The following is a 13906-nucleotide window of genomic DNA, read 5'->3' on the forward strand; positions in this document are numbered from 1 at the left end:
ATTCCCCATTCCCGGCTTCACTACTCCATCCCCAGCTTCTTCAGCTTGTAGCGCAACGCGCGAAAGGTGATACCCAACTGCGCGGCGGTGCGGGTCTTGTTCCAGCGGTTCTCTTCCAGCGCCTTCTGGATCGCGGCGCGTTCGAGTTGCTCGATGTAGGACGGCAGGGCGGAGGAGCTGGGGTCGATGTCGACCACGCCGCGCGGCAGTGCGGGAGCGGCCTCGGCGGCGCTGCGTGCATGGTTGCCGGGTTGCGGCAGGCGCAGGTCGGTGGCGCTGATCTGGTCGTCCTCGGCCATTGCCAGGGCGCGCTCGAGGATGTTTTCCAGTTCGCGCACGTTGCCGGGGAAGGCGTAGCTGCTCAGTGCGTCCAGGGCGGAGGGCGACAGCAGCGGGGTGGGGCGGCCGTGGCTCTTGGCCAGCCGCGCCAGGATCGCCGCGGCCAGTTGCGGCAGGTCGCCGCCGCGCTCGCGCAGCGGCGGCACGCGCAGTTCGATCACGTTGATGCGGTAGTACAGGTCGTGGCGGAAGCGGCCCTCGGCGACCAGGTCGGCCAGGTCCTTGTGGGTGGCCGAGAGGATGCGCACGTCCACCGGCACCTCGGTGGCGGCGCCGACCGGGCGGACCGATTTTTCCTGGATCGCGCGCAGCAGCTTGACCTGCATCGGCAGCGGCAGTTCGGCGACCTCGTCGAGGAACAGGGTGCCGCCGTGCGCGGCCTGGAACAGGCCGGCCTGGTCGGCGTGGGCGCCGGTGAAGCTGCCCTTCTTGTGGCCGAAGAACTCGCTTTCCATCAGTTCGGCCGGGATCGCGCCGCAGTTCACCGGGACGAAGGGGCCGGCGGAGCGGGCGCCCTGTTCGTGGATGGTGCGCGCGACCAGTTCCTTGCCCACGCCGGATTCGCCGAGGATGTAGACCGGCGCCTGGTTGCGTGCGACCTTGGCGATGGTGCTGCGCAGGGCGTCCATCGCCGCCGAGGCGCCGAGCAGGCGGCTGGCCTGCTCCGGGGCAGGCTGCGGCGGCGCGGCGCGGCTTTCGTTGTTGAGTTCCAGCGCATGCTTGACCAGGCCGCGCAGCACCTGGATGTCCACCGGCTTGCTGACGAAGTCGAAGGCGCCGGCCTTCAGCGCTTCCACCGCCAGGTCCATGCTGCCGAAGGCGGTGATCATCGCCACCGGCGTGCGCGGGTAGTGTTTGGCGATCTCGCTGACCAGTTCGATGCCGTTGCCGTCGGGCAGGCGCATGTCGGTGATGCACAGATCGTAGGGATTGCTCGCCAGCAGTTCGCGCGCTTCGGCGAGGTTGGCGGCGGTGCTGATGCGCAGCCCCATCCGGCCCAGGGTCAGGACCAGCAACTCGCGGATGTCGCGCTCGTCGTCGACGACCAGGGCGCTTCGGGTTTCGTTCATGTGCAGGGAAGATAGCGTAGGAACCGGGGCATGCGCCAATTTACCGGCGCCGGCCGCGCGCTGGCGGAGCGATTCTCACCTTTCAGCCGCTGAGCATGGCGTGCGGGCCGGGCAGGGCGACGCGGAAGCAGGCGCCGCCGGCCGGCACCGGCACGTACTCCAGGCGCGCCTGGTTGGCCCGGCACAGCTCGCGGGCGATGTACAGGCCCAGCCCGGTGCCGTGCTCGGAGGTGGTGAAGAACGGCCGGAACAGCTGCGCCGCCACCGCCTCGGGAATGCCGGGGCCGCGGTCCATCACGTCGACGATGGCGTTGCGCTCCTGCAGCGCCACGCGCAGGCGCACCCGCGCCGGCTCCTCCATCACCCGCCCGTACTTGAGCGCGTTGTGCACCAGGGCGCTGAGGATCTGGTGCAGGTGTTTGGGATCGACCAGCGCGTGCACCGGCTGCGGGGCGAGGATCGCTTCGAGGCTGTCGGTCTCGATCGACAGGGTCTGCCGGTATTCCAGGACGAAGCGGCGCACGAACGCGCCCAGGTCCAGGTTCTCCGGATTGGAGCGCTCGCGCCGGGCCAGGCCGAGCACGCTCTCGACGATGCCGTTGGTGCGCTGGCACTGCTGGTGGATGATCTGCAGCAGGCGGCGGTCGGCATCGCCGATCGCCGGGGATTCCTCCAGCAACTGCGAGGCATAGTTGATCGCGGCCAGCGGGTTGCGGATCTCGTGGGCCAGGCTGGCCGAGAAGCGGCCCAGCGCCGACAGCGTCAGCGATTCGGCGCGCCGCGACACCACCGTGGCGTCGTCGAGGAACACCAGGGTCAGGTCGCCCTCGGCCAGCAGCCGGGCGAAGCGCGGCTGCACCTCCGGCTGGTCCGGCGACAGCTGCAGCGGGCTTTCGTCCTGGTTCCAGCCGTTGCGCCAGCGCTGCAGGCGCCGCGCCAGTTCCGGCGCGGCGCTGGCCAGGTCCAGCCGGCCGCTGCCGCTGTTGCCGTCTGTATCGCCGAGCAGGGCCGACGCGGCCTCGTTGGCCAGCGTCACCCGGTTTTGCGCGTCCACCACCAGCACCCCGGTGCGCATGCGGCGGATGATCAGTTCGTTGATTTCGTAGAGATTGGCCACCTCGGCGCCACGGCGCTCGGCCAGGTGCTGGCTGGTGCGCGCACGCTGGCCGATCCGGTTGCAGATGTAGGCCACCGCCAGGTAGCTGGTGGCGAACATCGCCAGTTCGGCCAGGCTGCGGGTGTTGTCGGCGCCGTCCAGCACGCTCCAGACGTATTCGGCCAGCGTCGCCGCCGAGGCGGTCAGGGCGATGGCGATGCCGCCGCGCAGGCGCAGCAGCATTGCCGCGGCGGCGACGTTGAACAGCAGCATCATCGCGATGCCGGCGCTGGCCGCGGGCAGGGCATGCGCGGCCAGGGTCGCGGCGACGATGTCGGCCAAGGCGCTGAAACCGACGATGGGCGCCAGGTGCGCCTCGTTGCGCCCCCACATCAGCAACACCAGCGCCACCGCCAGGTAGGCGGTGGACAAGGTGGCGGCCAGTTGCGGGTAGCGCGGTTCGCCCACCAGTACGCTGAGCGGGCTGAACACCAGGGCGGCGATCAGCCCGGCCACCAGCACCCGGTACAGCGCGAAGAAGTACAGCTCGCGGCGCGGAATGGACTCGATGCGATCGATGAGCGAGGCGCTGGTGGGCAAGCCGGACTCCGGGCGGACAGCGGACGGCGCGAGTATAGGGGCGGCGCCGTCTACGCGGAGGGCGACCGGGGCGGTGGCGACCTGCCTGGGCCGTCACCGCCCTCGACGGGGAAACCGCGATTGCCGTCGCCGGCAGCCCGGCGCCGGATCGGGGCAAGGGCCAAGGACGACGTCGCGGAGTGAGGGAAGCATGGCGGGGGCGCCCGAGTGCCTGCTCCACCCGGTGGCGCCACCGCGGACCTCGCCGGAGGCCTCGGTCGGGCCAGGCCGCCGGCGCTTTTGCGCCGCCGCCCTCGGTCGGCGACAATAGGCGTCCCGTCCGTACCGCTCCCGGCCGCCACTCAGGGCCCGGATCGCTGCGGGACGGTCGTTCCTTTTCCCACGGTGACGCATGAATTTCCACGAATATCAGGCAAAACAACTGCTTGCCGAGTACGGCATCCCGGTCCCGGCCGGCAAGGTCGCGGCGACTCCGGAAGAAGCGGTTGAAGCCGCCAAGTCGCTTGGCGCTGGCCCTTGGATGGTCAAGGCGCAGATCCACGCAGGTGGCCGCGGCAAGGCCGGCGGCGTCAAGTTCTGCAAGACCACCGACGATGTGAAGGCCGTTGCCGAGAAGCTGCTCGGCACCAAGATGGCCACCTACCAGACCGCCGGCGTCGAGCTGCCGATCAACCTGGTGCTGGTGACCACCGCTGGTGAGATCGTCAAGGAGCTGTACCTGTCGGTGCTGGTCGACCGCGGCACCCGCACCATCAGCTACATCGCCTCCTCCGAGGGCGGCATGGAGATCGAACAGGTCGCCGCCGAGACCCCGGACAAGATCCACACCCTCAACGTCGACTTCGTCGAGGGCGTGCAGGGTTACCACGGCCGCGACATCGGCTTCAAGATGGGCCTGACCGCCAAGCAGGCAGGCCAGTTCGCCAGCATCATGGTCAACCTGTACCGCATCTTCAACGAGAAGGACCTGGCGCTGGTGGAGATCAATCCGCTGGCCATCCTCGACGACGGCAACCTCTACGCGCTGGACGGCAAGTTCAACAGCGACGACAACGCCAACTTCCGCCACAAGGAACTGGTCGCCATGCGCGACAAGTCCCAGGAAGACGAGACCGAAGTGACCGCTTCGGAGCTGGACATCAACTACGTCACCATGGACGGCAACATCGGCTGCATGGTCAACGGTGCCGGTCTGGCCATGGCGACCATGGACGTGATCAAGCTCAACGGCGGCGAGCCGGCGAACTTCCTGGACGTGGGCGGCGGCGCCAACAAGCAGCGCGTGATCGAGGCGTTCAAGCTGATCCTGTCCTCGGACAAGGTCGAAGGCATCTTCGTCAACATCTTCGGCGGCATCGTCCGCTGCGACATGATCGCCGAGGGCATCATCGCGGCGGTCAAGGAAGTGGGCGTCAAGGTGCCGGTCGTGGTGCGCCTGGAAGGCACCAACGTGGAAGAAGGCAAGCAACTGCTGCGCGACAGCGGCATGGCCATCATCCCGGCCGACAACATCAACGACGGCGCCAAGAAGGTCGTTGAAGCTGTCAAGAACGCTGCCTGATCCACGACACCAAGGAACTCCAATGTCTGTTTTGATCAACAAGAACACCAAGGTGATCGTGCAGGGCTTCACCGGCCAGCAGGGCACCTTCCACGCCACTCAGATGATCGAGTACGGCACCCAGGTCGTCGGCGGCGTCACGCCGGGCAAGGGCGGCACCACCCACATCGACCTGCCGGTGTTCAACACCGTGGCCGATGCCGTGCAGAGCACGGGCGCCGACGCTTCGGTGATCTACGTGCCGCCGCCGTTCGCGGCCGACGCGATCCTGGAAGCGGCCGCGGCCGGCATCAAGGTCATCGTCTGCATCACCGAAGGCATCCCGGTGCTGGACATGCTGCGTGTCAAGAACGTGCTGACCCGCTCGCATCCGGACACCGTGCTGATCGGGCCGAACTGCCCCGGCGTGATCACCCCGGGCGAGTGCAAGATCGGCATCATGCCGGGCCACATCCACAAGCCGGGCAAGATCGGCATCGTCTCGCGTTCGGGCACGCTGACCTATGAAGCAGTCAAGCAGACCACCGAAGTCGGCCTGGGCCAGTCCACCTGCATCGGCATCGGCGGCGACCCGATCAACGGCCTGAACTTCGTCGACTGCCTCAAGCTGTTCAACGAAGATCCGCAGACCGAAGGCATCATCATGGTCGGCGAAATCGGCGGCGACGCCGAGGAAGCCGGTGCCGAGTACATCGCCAAGCACGTCAAGAAGCCGGTCGTCGGCTTCATCGCCGGTGCTTCGGCCCCGGCCGGCAAGCGCATGGGCCACGCCGGTGCGATCGCCTCGGGCGGCAAGGGCACGGCCGAGGGCAAGTTCGCGGCGATGGAAGCCGCAGGCGTCAAGACCGTCCGCTCGCCGGGCGACCTGGGTGCGGCGATCGCCTCGCTGGTGAAGTAAGCCGTCAGCGCTGCTGCAGCGACCCGCCTTCGGGTGCGTCGTTGTCGCCGCCGCTGTCCGCAAGGGCCTCGCGCGAGCGAGGCCTTTTGCGTTTAGAGGATCCGGTACGCGGCACTGCCGCAGTGTCCCTGGCGCGACGAGGCGGATGGGGCGGGCACGCACTGCTGCCCCGCCAACGTCTGCGCAATCAAGCAGTTGCGCCATCCCCTTGGTCGCCATTCGTCCCTGCGGCCCCGCCATTGGTCCCCTGGCCGGGTGGTGCCGTCCCTGCGTTGCCGACACGGTCCGGCACTGTGCCGACACTGCCGCCACTTTCTTCGACAGCGACAGGAGCGGATGCGTGATCAGGCGATGGCGGGCAGCGGTATGCGGGGCGGGCATGGCGATGGGTATCGGTGGCATCTGCGCGGCGGCGCCAGGCGACTGGGCCAGTTATGCCGGCGCGCCCGGCGGCGGGCAGTACTCGCCGCTGACCCAGATCACCCCGGACAACGTCGGCCGGCTGCGCATCGCCTGGTCGTTCCGCACTGGCGAACTCGGCGCGGGCCTGCCCGATCCGGAACGGCGCCGCTTCGAGGCCAATCCGCTGGTGCTGGGTGGACGCATGTACCTCACCACCGGGACCGGCATCGCCTTCGCGCTGGATGCGGCGAGCGGCCGCGAACTGTGGTCGTTCGATGCCAAGGTCGCGCGCAACAAGCACTACAGCGACCCGGCCTCGCGTGGGGTGAGTTTCTGGCGCGACACCCAGGCGACGGCGGGCGCGTGCCGCAAGCGCATCGTGTACGGCACTCTGGATGCGCGGCTGATCGCGCTGGATGCCGCCGACGGCAAGCCCTGCGCCGGGTTCGGCAAGGACGGCACGATCGACCTGCATGCCGGCATCGATGTGCACGACAACGCCAGCGATGCCTGGGCCAACTATGCGGTGACCTCGCCGCTGGTGGTGGCCGGCGACGTGCTGGTGGTCGGCAGCTCGATCGGCGACAACCGCGGGCATGCGCTGGAGCAGGGCGTGGTGCGTGGCTACGACGCGCGCAGCGGCCGCGAACTGTGGCGGTGGGATCCGGTGCCGCGCGATCCGGTCAAGGCCACCGCCGCCGGCTGGCAGCCGGAGCAGGCGGCCACGGTCGGCGGCGGCAATGCCTGGGCGCCGCTGTCGGTGGATCCGGCGCTGGGCCTGGTCTACGTACCGACCGGCTCGGCCAGCCCCGACTATTACGGCGGCGAGCGCCTGGGCGACAACCGTGACACCGACTCGCTGGTGGCGCTGGACCTGCGCAGCGGGCGCCGGGTGTGGGCGCAGCAGCTGGTGCATCACGATCTGTGGGACTACGACCTGGCCTCGCAGCCGGTGCTGACCACCGTGCAGACTGCGCAGGGACCGCGCGCGGCGGTGCTGCAGGCGACCAAGACCGGCTTCCTGTTCGCTTTCGATCGCCGCGACGGCACGCCGCTGTTCCCGATCAGCGAGGTGCCGGTGCCGGCTTCCGACGTGCCGGGCGAACGCGCCTCGCCGACCCAGCCGATGCCCGAACCGGGGCTGCGCCTGGCGCGGCACACGCCGCTGACTGCCGCCGACGCCTGGGGGGCGACGCCCGGCGCGCGCCGCGAATGCGCAGCGCTGATCGCCGGGCTGCGCTCGGAAGGCCTGTTCACCCCGCCCAGCGTGCGCGGCACGATCGCGCTGCCGGGTTGGGCCGGCGGCGTGAACTGGGGCGGCATCGCGGTGGATCCGCAGCGCCAGCTGGCGATCATGCCGGTGTCGGACTTGCCGATGCAGGTGGCGCTGATCCCGCGCGAGCAGTTCAGCAAGGCCGAGCATGCGCGCCATCCGGACCAGCAGTTCAACGACATGGAAGACACGCCGTACTACATGCGCCGCGGCATGTTGAGCTCCTCAGGCGGCATTCCCTGCGTCAAGCCGCCGTGGGGGCGACTGGTGGCGGTGGATCTGCGCACGCGCAAGATCGCCTGGGAGCGCCCGCTCGGCACGCTGGAAGAGAAACTGCCGTGGCTGCCGCTGGAGGTGGGCACGCCGCTGCTCGGTGGCGCGGTGACCACGGCCAGTGGCCTGACCTTCATCGCCGCGGCGGCCGATGCGCGCCTGCGCGCGCTCGACAGCGCCACCGGCAAGACCCTGTGGGAGGCCAAGCTGCCGGCCGGCGGCCAGGCCACGCCCTCGGTCTATGCGGTGGGGGGCAAGCAGTACGTGGTGATCGCGGCCGGCGGGCGCGAAGGCATGGGCACGATGGGCGACTACGTGGTCGCCTACACGCTCGACGGCGAGGGCAAGGACGTGGTGTTCCAGCACGGCGTCGGCGTGCGCATGGCGGTGCTGGGCCTCGCTGGGCTGAGTTTGTGTGCGGGAGTGGTGATGTTGCTGCGGCGCTGGCGGCGGCGTGCACGGGCTGGTGGTGGGGCACGCTGAAGCGGAGCGCGGTGGCTGGTCGGCGTTTCGGGGGTGATGCAGTCGGGACTGAAGTCCCTCCCACAGTGACGCCTCTGCACGTGCTGTCCCTGAAGTGAGCGCGGCTTCGGCGGCGAAGCGCGGCGCATGCACCAGCGATTTCTATTGGTCGTGCATGTTGCTCGATTGTGGGAGCGACTTCAGTCGCGACGCGGGGTGCCTGGCCAAGCGGCTTTCTCGGGGGCGTGCACCTTGGAGAGCGTCCTGCGGCAGCGCCGCGGCTGCCGCCATGTGCACATCCAAGATGCGGCCTGCGTGGGCTACATGCCCACACTCCAACGTGGCGGCACGCGCATCATCGGCCGCAACCCGGCACAGCGCTACACTGCGCATGGGGCCGTGCGATGCAACGGCGCCGCGGCAGGTGCGATGCGCTCGTTTGGCGCCTGACGGTCTTCCATCCGTTCCTGCAAGGTTGCCTATGTCCGCTTCCCTCCGCCTCGCCATGGCCCAGTTCGATTTCCCGGTCGGCGCCGTGACCCAGAACACCGACCGGATCATTGCGTTGATCGAGGAGGCGCGCGACGAGTACGGCGCCGACGTGGTGCTGTTCCCGGAACTGGCGGTCAGCGGCTATCCGCCGGAAGACCTGCTATTGCGGCCGGGCTTCCTGGCCGACTGCGAGCGCGCGGTGCAGCGCATTGCCGCACAGGTGCGTGGCATCGTCGCGGTGGTCGGCTGGCCGCAGAGCGCCGGCAGCGTGGTCTACAACGCCGCCAGCGTGCTGCGCGGCGGCCGCATCGAACGCACCTACCGCAAGCGCGAACTGCCCAACTACGCGGTGTTCGACGAGCGCCGCTACTTCGATGTCGACCCGGACGGCGAGAACTGCGTGTTCGAGGTCAAGGGCACGCCGGTCGGCCTGGTGATCTGCGAGGACCTGTGGTTCCCGGAGCCGCTGGCGGCGACCGTGCAGGCGGGCGCGGAACTGGTGCTGGTGCCCAATGCCTCCCCCTACGAACGCGGCAAGCATGCGCAGCGCGACGCGCTGCTGGCCGAGCGCAGCCGCGAGAGTGGCGCGGCGCTGGCCTATCTCAACGTGGTCGGTGGCCAGGATGCGCTGGTGTTCGACGGCGCCTCGGTGGTCGCCGACGGCGACGGCACCGTGCATCCGGCCGCGGCGGCCTTCACCGACCAATGGCTGGTGGTGGAATACGACACCGCCGCGCGCCGCTTCGCGCCGCTGCGCTGGACCGACGACGGCGACGAGAGCATGGATGCGCTGGCCTGGCGCGCGGTGGTACGCGGGCTGCAGGACTACTGCGGCAAGAATCGTTTTTCGAAAGTGTGGCTGGGCCTGTCCGGCGGCATCGATTCGGCGCTGGTGCTGGCGATGGCGGTGGACGCGCTTGGCGCGGACAACGTCACCGCGGTGCGGCTGCCGTCGCGCTACACCGCCGACCTGTCCAACGACCTAGCCGCGGATCAATGCCGCGTCCTCGGCGTGAAGCTGGAGACGGTGGCGATCGAGCCGGCGTTCGAGGGCCTGCTGAGCGCGCTCGGCCCGCTGTTCGCCGGCACCGAGCCCGACGTCACCGAGGAGAACCTGCAGTCGCGCAGCCGCGGCGTGATCCTGATGGCGCTGGCCAACAAGTTCGGCGGCCTGCTGCTGACCACCGGCAACAAGAGCGAGTACGCGGTGGGCTACGCCACCATCTACGGCGACATGTGCGGCGGCTATGCGCCGCTGAAGGACCTGTACAAGACCGAGGTGTTCGGCCTGGCGAAGTGGCGCAACACGGTCGGCGGTGCGCCGGTGATCCCGCCGGCGGTGATCGCGCGGCCGCCCTCGGCGGAGCTGCGCGCCAACCAGACCGACCAGGATTCGCTACCGCCGTACGACGTGCTCGACGGCATCCTGTACCGCTACGTCGACCAGGAAGAATCACGCGACGAGATCGTCGCCGCCGGCTATGCCGCCGAGGTGGTCGACCGGGTGGTGCGGCTGGTGCGCATCAGCGAATGGAAGCGCCACCAGGCCGCGCCGGGCCCGAAGGTGTCGCGCCGCGCGTTCGGGCGCGAGCGGCGCTATCCGATCAGCAATGGGTATCAGGCCTAACGCGGTAGTCGACCTGGCATCCGTCATCTGTGGCAGCGGCTTCAGCCGCGACGGGCCTTGCCAGCGTTTATGGGGAACGCCCGTCGCGGCTGGAGCCGCTCTTACGAGACAGGTTACGAGGGGCGCGTTGACAGGAAACTGCCGAAGCGCGCGCCGTAGTCGCTTCTGGAAATCCCCATTCCCGATTCCCCAATCCCGGCCTTCAAACCACCTGCAACAACCGCAACCCAAACGCATCGTCCTGCGCATTCCAACCGTGGCTGACGCGCAGACCGGCCTCGGCGGCCATCGCCGCAAAGCTCTGGTCGGTGTACTTGTGGCTGTACTCGACCTGCATCGCTTCGCCTTCGGCAAAATGGAAGCGGCGCCCGGCCACGGTCACCTGCTGTGCGCACTGGCTGACCAGGAAGGTCTCGATGCGCTCGCGCGCTTCCGAATAAACGGCATGATGACGGAACTGCGCCAGGTCGAAGTCGCTGCCGATCTCGCGGTTGAGCCGGCGCAGCAGGTTCAGGGTGAATTCGGCCGTGACCCCGGCGGCGTCGTTGTAGGCCGCCTCCAGCAGCGCCGTGTCCTTGACCAGGTCGATGCCGACCAGGGCGCAGCCGTCCGCGCCCATGGTCTGGCGCATCGAGCGCAGCAGGGCGATGCCGTCCTCGTGGGTGAAGTTGCCCAGGGTCGAGCCGGGGAAGAACACCAGGGTGCGGCGTGCGCCGCGCTGCGGTGCCGGCAGCGCCACCGGCGCGGTGAAGTCGGCGCACACCGGCAGCATCTGGATGTGCGGGAAGCGCTCGGCCAGCCGCGTGGTGCTGGACATCAGCATGTCGCGGGAAATCTCGATCGGCGTGTACGCCACCGGCACGCGCAGGCCGTCCAGCAGCAACTGGGTCTTGCGGCCGCTGCCGCTGCCCAGTTCCACCACGTGCGCGCCGGTGCCCACCGCCTGCGCGATCGAGGGCATGCGCGCTTCCAGCAAATCCAGCTCGGTGCGGGTCAGGTAGTACTCGGGCTGGCGGGTGATCGCCTCGAACAGGCGCGAGCCCTCGGCGTCGTAGAAATACTTGGACGGTAGCTGCTTGGGGCTGCACGACAGGCCGGCGATCGCATCGGCGGCAATGTCGTCCGCTTGCGGATGCAGGTCGGTCAGGGCGGCCTCGGTCAAAGCACGGGCGGTTGCGGCATTCATGCGGAATCCTTGGCCAGGCGCACGCCGGCGAACTGCCACCGCGCATCGGAGGGGAAGAAGTTGCGGTAGCTGGCGCGGATGTGGTCGTGCGGCGTGGCGCAGCTGCCGCCGCGCAACACCCACTGCGCGTTCATGAACTTGCCGTTGTATTCGCCCAGCGTGCCCGACCACGGGCGGAAGCCGGGGTATGGCAGGTAGGCGCTGCCGGTCCATTCCCAGACATCGCCGAACAACTGCTGCGGGCCGGTGTCGGCAGGCGCCGTCGACTGCGGATGCAGTGCATCGGTGTCGACGAAGTTGCCGGCGATGGCGACACCGGTGGCCGCCTGTTCCCACTCCGCCTCGGTCGGCAGGCGCGCGCCGGCCCAGCGCGCGAAGGCATCGGCCTCGAACAGGCTGAGATGGCACACCGGCGCATGCGGATCGCGTTCGCGCCAGCCGCCCAGGGTGAATTCGCGCGCGCCGTCGGCATGCCAGTACAGCGGGCGCTGCCAATCCTCGGCGCACCGCTGCGCCCAGCCGTCGCTGAGCCATAGCCCGACCGTGGCATAGCCGCCATCGGCAATGAACTCGTCGTATTCCGCATTGCTCACCGGGCGGCTGGCCAGCGCATGCGCCGGCACCAGCACGCGATGCCGCGGCGATTCGTTGTCGTAGGCGAAGCCGGCATGCGCCGGCCACGGTGCGGCACCGATCTCGCTGATCTGTTCGTCGCGCTGAAGCCAGCGCAGCGGGGACGCCGGCGCGTGCTGGGTCGCCAGGTCGGCGCGATAGGCCGGGCCCAGTGGATTGCGCCAGAACGCGTGCTTGATGTCGGTGAGCAGCAACTCCTGGTGTTGCTGCTCGTGCTGCAGGCCAAGCTCCAGGATCTGCAGGGTCTGCGGCGCAAGCGCGCCTGCCTGCAACTGCGCCAGTACGCGGGTTTCGATCTCGCTGCGGTAGTCCAGCACCTGCGCCAGCGATGGCCGCGACAGCAGACCGCGATGCGGCCGCGCATGCGCCGGACCGATGCTCTGGTAGTAGCTGTTGAACAGGTAGTCCCACTGCGGATCGTGGGGGCGGTACGCCGGATCGGCGCCGAGCACGAACCGCTCGAAGAACCAGGTGGTGTGCGCCAGATGCCATTTGGCCGGGCTGGCGTCGTCCATGCTCTGCACCATCGCGTCTTCTTCGCTCAATGGTGCGGCGAGATGACGGCTGCGTGCGCGCACGCGGCGCAGGCGGTCCGCCAGCGTCGCGACGGATGCGATGGGCGAGGGCGGTGACGCCGGAGAGATCGCTTGCATCGATGCAGTCTTAGCGCAGCGGCGTGAACGGACCGTCACGCGTCGCGGACCGCGGCGTTACCCTAGACACATGTCTACGAGCGCCTTGCACCACCCTGCCGGTTCGGCTTCCGCCGGCGCCCTGGTCGACCTCGATGCCGCGGCGGAGGCGTTCGCGCTGCCGCCCGGCGTGCGCTATCTGGACACCGCCAGCAAGGGACCGCGCCTGCACCGTGCACTGATCGCGGGGCAGGCGGCGCTCGCCGATGCGATAATGCCGTGGACGCTGTCCTTCGATGCGTGGCGCGCGCAGATCGAAGACCTACGCGTGCTCGCGGCAGCCACGGTGTTCTCCGGCGACAGCGAGGGCGTGGCGATGGTGCCGTCGGCCGCCTATGGCCTGGCCATCGCGGCGCGGCAGGTGCCGTTGGCGCCCGGCGATGCGGTCCTGCTGCTCGATGGCCAGTTTCCATCGAATTTGCTGGCGTGGCAGCAACGCTGCGCCGAGAGCGGCGCGTCCCTGGCGGTGGTGCGGCGCGCACCTGGGCAGGACTGGACCGCGGCGGTCCTGGCGACGCTGGATGCAGAGCCGCGCGTGCGCGTGGCGACCCTGCCCAACGCCTACTGGCGCGACGGCAGTCTGTTGGATCTGGACCGCATCGCGCCGCGCGTACATGCGGTTGGCGCGATGCTGGTGCTGGACCTGAGCCAGAGCCTGGGCGTGCTGCCGGCCCGGCTGGACGCCTGGCGGCCGGATTTCGTGGTCTCGGTCGGACACAAATGGCTGCTCGGACCGATGGGGCTGGCATGGCTGTGGGCCTCGCCGCACTGGCGCGCGCACGGCGTGCCGTTCGAGCAGCACTGGCAGGCGCGCGACCCGGGGGCGGATTGGCAGTTCCCTGCCGAGGCGCCGCCCCCGTACCGCAGCGGCGCGCGTCGCTTCGATGCCGGAGGCGTCGCCGACCCGCTGCGCCTGGCGATGGCCAGCGCGGCGCTGCAGCAGGTGCAGCAGTGGCAGCCGGCGCGCATCGCGCAGCGGCTTGGCGCACTTGGTGCGGCATTCGACGCGGAGTTGCATGCGTTGGGCGCGGGCGACTGGACCGTGCCTGGGCATGCGCCGCACCTGTACGCGCTGCGCCCACCAGCGTCGTCGATGCCGGCCTTGCTGCCATGGCTGCAGCACGCGCAAGTCATCTGCACCCATCGCCATGGCGCCCTGCGCATCGCGCCCTATCTGCAGTTGACGCCGGAGGCGATGCGCGGCCTGGCGCAAGAGATGGTGGCTGCGGCGCGTGCTTGAGCGCACGTGCGTGCGGTCGTTGTCTGTCTTCGGTTTCGATGGGAAGGCAATCGACTACTGGT

The 13906-nt window shown here is 69.4% G+C and carries 9 protein-coding genes; 5 read left to right on the forward strand and 4 right to left on the reverse strand.

From position 1 onward, the window contains the following. Positions 1–20 precede the first annotated feature (20 nt). Positions 21–1409: a sigma-54 dependent transcriptional regulator gene (locus tag CEK69_RS14075; protein ID WP_043095008.1), complete on the reverse strand. Its 1389-nt coding sequence runs from the start codon at positions 1407–1409 to the stop codon at positions 21–23. 82 nt (positions 1410–1491) lie between these two features. Beyond that, positions 1492–3105, reverse strand: a complete 1614-nt coding sequence (locus CEK69_RS14080) for an ATP-binding protein (protein ID WP_152246240.1) — start codon at positions 3103–3105, stop codon at positions 1492–1494. A 391-nt stretch (positions 3106–3496) separates the two neighbouring features. On the opposite strand from CEK69_RS14080, the gene sucC reads away from it, so the two are divergent. The 4 genes from sucC (at position 3497) to CEK69_RS14100 (ending at position 10093) form a co-directional block, all read left to right on the forward strand. Next, positions 3497–4666 carry an ADP-forming succinate--CoA ligase subunit beta gene (gene sucC, locus CEK69_RS14085; protein ID WP_010342227.1) on the forward strand — a complete coding sequence of 390 codons (1170 nt, stop codon included), beginning with the start codon at positions 3497–3499 and terminating at the stop codon, positions 4664–4666. Between the two features lie 22 nt (positions 4667–4688). Continuing rightward, a complete protein-coding gene (gene sucD / locus CEK69_RS14090) occupies positions 4689–5564 on the forward strand; it encodes a succinate--CoA ligase subunit alpha (RefSeq protein ID WP_010342226.1) in 876 nt (291 codons plus the stop codon). A 379-nt stretch (positions 5565–5943) separates the two neighbouring features. After that, on the forward strand, positions 5944–7995 hold the full coding sequence (locus CEK69_RS14095) for a pyrroloquinoline quinone-dependent dehydrogenase (RefSeq protein WP_152246242.1): 2052 nt from the start codon (positions 5944–5946) through the stop codon (positions 7993–7995). A 460-nt stretch (positions 7996–8455) separates the two neighbouring features. Next, positions 8456–10093 carry an NAD+ synthase gene (locus CEK69_RS14100; RefSeq protein ID WP_152246244.1) on the forward strand — a complete coding sequence of 546 codons (1638 nt, stop codon included), beginning with the start codon at positions 8456–8458 and terminating at the stop codon, positions 10091–10093. A gap of 202 nt (positions 10094–10295) precedes the next feature. Here the strand turns inward: CEK69_RS14100 and egtD are convergent, their stop codons facing one another. Both egtD and egtB read right to left on the reverse strand, forming a co-directional pair. Next, positions 10296–11279: an L-histidine N(alpha)-methyltransferase gene (gene egtD / locus CEK69_RS14105; protein WP_152246246.1), complete on the reverse strand. Its 984-nt coding sequence runs from the start codon at positions 11277–11279 to the stop codon at positions 10296–10298. Then, the gene (gene egtB / locus CEK69_RS14110) at positions 11276–12565 is read right to left on the reverse strand and encodes an ergothioneine biosynthesis protein EgtB (RefSeq protein ID WP_152246248.1); all 1290 of its coding nucleotides are present in this window, start codon (positions 12563–12565) and stop codon (positions 11276–11278) included. The genes egtD and egtB overlap by 4 nt, the downstream gene beginning before the upstream one ends. 70 nt (positions 12566–12635) lie before the next feature. Between egtB and CEK69_RS14115 the strand changes: the two genes are divergently transcribed. Further along, the gene (locus CEK69_RS14115) at positions 12636–13844 is read left to right on the forward strand and encodes an aminotransferase class V-fold PLP-dependent enzyme (RefSeq protein WP_226975167.1); all 1209 of its coding nucleotides are present in this window, start codon (positions 12636–12638) and stop codon (positions 13842–13844) included. Positions 13845–13906: the final 62 nt, after the last annotated feature.

Origin of the sequence: Xanthomonas sp. LMG 12462, from assembly GCF_009192885.1 — a bacterium.
Lineage (GTDB): Bacteria > Pseudomonadota > Gammaproteobacteria > Xanthomonadales > Xanthomonadaceae > Xanthomonas_A > Xanthomonas_A sontii.

Excerpts from the sequence above, each read along its gene's own strand:
- CEK69_RS14075 (WP_043095008.1), bottom strand. The coding sequence starts at position 1,409 with ATGAACGAAACCCGAAGCGCCCTGGTCGTCGACGACGAGCGCGACATC.
- sucC (WP_010342227.1), top strand. The coding sequence starts at position 3,497 with ATGAATTTCCACGAATATCAGGCAAAACAACTGCTTGCCGAGTACGGC.
- sucD (WP_010342226.1), top strand. The coding sequence starts at position 4,689 with ATGTCTGTTTTGATCAACAAGAACACCAAGGTGATCGTGCAGGGCTTC.
- CEK69_RS14095 (WP_152246242.1), top strand. The coding sequence starts at position 5,944 with ATGGCGATGGGTATCGGTGGCATCTGCGCGGCGGCGCCAGGCGACTGG.
- CEK69_RS14100 (WP_152246244.1), top strand. The coding sequence starts at position 8,456 with ATGTCCGCTTCCCTCCGCCTCGCCATGGCCCAGTTCGATTTCCCGGTC.
- egtD (WP_152246246.1), bottom strand. The coding sequence starts at position 11,279 with ATGAATGCCGCAACCGCCCGTGCTTTGACCGAGGCCGCCCTGACCGAC.
- egtB (WP_152246248.1), bottom strand. The coding sequence starts at position 12,565 with ATGCAAGCGATCTCTCCGGCGTCACCGCCCTCGCCCATCGCATCCGTC.
- CEK69_RS14115 (WP_226975167.1), top strand. The coding sequence starts at position 12,636 with ATGTCTACGAGCGCCTTGCACCACCCTGCCGGTTCGGCTTCCGCCGGC.